Genomic DNA, 2,190 nt, shown 5'->3' with positions numbered 1-2,190 from the left:
ACAGGCGGAGTCAGGCCGTCAACGACAAGGGTTCAAACTGATAGATGCTCAGCCCGGAACATCTGTTTGGGGGGACGCGAACAGATAACATGAGAGACGCATCAAGTAAGGGGCGGCTCAAAAATCAGACGAAAACCCATTGCTTACGTGGGCATGCGTTTTCCGCAGAAAATACTCTGATCTCAAGCTCAAGAAGCCGGACGTGCCGTACGTGCGCGACGCTTCGCATGGAAAAATTCTTGGTTCGAAGGAGCGCATCATGAGTTCCGCCATCGCCTCAATAGCCTCTCACGGCCAAGGATATGATGCCCGTCAGATGGCGCTCATCCGCCGGACTGTCGCTGCTGATACATCGGATGATGAGTTCAACCAGTTTGCCTGGACGGCTCGCCACCTCAACCTCGATCCCATGCGCCGGCAGATCTACGCGTTCGTCTACAACAAGACGAACCCGAAGAAGCGCCGCATGTCGATCATCGTCGCGATCGACGGCTTTCGCACGATCGCGGATCGGACCGGCGCGTACCGCCCGGACGAAGACGAGCCGACGTTCGAAATTGATTCCGACCTGAAGGGACCGGCAAACCCGGCCGGGCTCGTCAAGGCGACCGTCCGCGTCTGGAAGTTCTCGCACGGCGCTTGGCACAAGGTGACGGCCTCCGCCTACTGGGAGGAGTACGCGCCCCTGACCCAGCAATGGTCCGAGGTCGTGCGGCGCGACACGGGGCAGACGTGGCCGGACGGCAATCCGAAGTTCGACGTGGAGCCCGCAGAGGGCGCCACGCAGGTTTGGAAGCTCGACACGTCCGGCAACTGGGGGAAGATGCCCCGCCTCATGCTGGCGAAGGTCGCCGAGGCCCTGGCGCTTCGCAAGGCGTGGCCCGACGACCTCGGCAATGTCTACGCCGCCGAGGAGGTGGATCGCTCGCGCGCCACCGACCTGCTGCCGTCCGAGGCCGCGGCCGAGGGGGCCTCGCAGGACCGGCTTGAGCGCATCGGCGCTGGGAAGGCCATTCTGACCTCGTGGGAGCCGACAGCGGCGCTCGAGAACGTCCCCTTAGGTCAGTTCGCCGATCGGGCGCTCGCCTTCATCCGCAAGCACAGCGACGAGCCCTCAGCCATCGCCGGGTGGAAAAAGCGCAACACCGAAGGCCTACGCCTGTTCTGGGGCCATGCCCCCGGCGACGCGCTGGAGCTGAAAAAGGCCCTCGAAAAGGCCCTGGCCGAGGATGCGGAGGTGTCGGCATGACCGAAGCCATTCCTCCGCTTCCCTGGCACTGGAATGGCGAAGCCCTCGTGCCGGAGAATCGGCATTGGGCGCGCCGCGCCGATGCTCTGTTCGTCGTCGGGCAGGTCTACCTGCTCGTCGAGCATCAGGACCGGTCCAGCAACAGCCATCGCCACTTCTTCGCCGAGGTCAAAGAGGCGTGGAAAAACCTGCCGGAGCACCTGTCCGAGGCGTACCCGACGCCTGACGCGCTGCGCAAGTTCGCGCTGATCAAGGCCGGGTTCTGTGACGCGCACCCCTTCGTCTGCGCCAGCCGGGCCGAAGCTCTGCGCTTCGCAGCCTACCTGAAGCCCGTCGACACCTACGCCGTCGTCACGGTGAAAGAGGCTGTCGTCACTCGGTACACCGCTCAATCCCAGTCGCTGAAGGCGATGGGCAAGGACGACTTCCAGCGGTCCAAATCGGCCGTGCTCGAGATCGTGGCTGAAATGGTCGGAGTGTCTTCGGCCGAGCTCGCCGAGAATGCGCGGAGAGCCGCCTAATGGCCCGCAAGGAATTCTCCAAGAAGACGAAGCGCGACGCCTTCATGCGGGCCGCCGGCCACTGCGAAGGCGCAGGCTGTGGCGTCAAACTTACCCTCGGGAAGTTCGCCTATGACCACGTCAATCCTGACGGCCTCACCGGTGAGCCGACCCTAGAGAACTGTATGGTTCTCTGTGACCCCTGCCACAAGGCGAAGACCCGGCAGGACGTAGCCGACATCGCCAAGGCCAAGCGGCGCGAGGACGCTCACCGCAGCATCCGGCGCCCAGCCACCCTTCAAGGCCAAGGCTTCCGCAGGTTCGCCCCTCAGGGCAGCGCGACCCGAAAGATTCCCAAGCTCGAAATCGCATACCGAAGGGATCGCTGACATGACCTGTCGGACAACGACCGTCGACCGAGAGATCGGGCGCCTCATCGCC

At 63.7% G+C, this 2,190-nt stretch carries 3 protein-coding genes; all 3 read left to right on the top strand.

The window, feature by feature from the left end:
- Window positions 1–259 precede the first annotated feature (259 nt).
- The 3 genes from bet to G3T14_RS23815 are packed head-to-tail and all read left to right on the top strand — an operon-like array spanning window position 260 to window position 2,138.
- Window positions 260–1,249 carry a phage recombination protein Bet gene (bet, locus tag G3T14_RS23825; RefSeq protein ID WP_163644958.1) on the top strand — a complete coding sequence of 330 codons (990 nt, stop codon included), beginning with the start codon at window positions 260–262 and terminating at the stop codon, window positions 1,247–1,249.
- On the top strand, window positions 1,246–1,770 hold the full coding sequence (locus tag G3T14_RS23820) for a hypothetical protein (RefSeq protein WP_163644957.1): 525 nt from the start codon (window positions 1,246–1,248) through the stop codon (window positions 1,768–1,770). Before bet ends, G3T14_RS23820 begins: the two co-directional genes overlap by 4 nt.
- Window positions 1,770–2,138, top strand: a complete 369-nt coding sequence (locus G3T14_RS23815) for an HNH endonuclease signature motif containing protein (RefSeq protein WP_163644956.1) — start codon at window positions 1,770–1,772, stop codon at window positions 2,136–2,138. Before G3T14_RS23820 ends, G3T14_RS23815 begins: the two co-directional genes overlap by 1 nt.
- The last annotated feature ends 52 nt before the right edge of the window (window positions 2,139–2,190 follow it).

The sequence above is a fragment of the Methylobacterium sp. BTF04 genome (assembly GCF_010692745.1).
Classification (GTDB): Bacteria; Pseudomonadota; Alphaproteobacteria; order Rhizobiales; family Beijerinckiaceae; genus Methylobacterium.
This window is presented reverse-complemented; position numbering and strand designations above follow the sequence as displayed.

Coding starts and splice junctions, on each gene's coding strand:
- bet (WP_163644958.1), top strand. CDS start 260: ATGAGTTCCGCCATCGCCTCAATAGCCTCTCACGGCCAAGGATATGAT.
- G3T14_RS23820 (WP_163644957.1), top strand. CDS start 1,246: ATGACCGAAGCCATTCCTCCGCTTCCCTGGCACTGGAATGGCGAAGCC.
- G3T14_RS23815 (WP_163644956.1), top strand. CDS start 1,770: ATGGCCCGCAAGGAATTCTCCAAGAAGACGAAGCGCGACGCCTTCATG.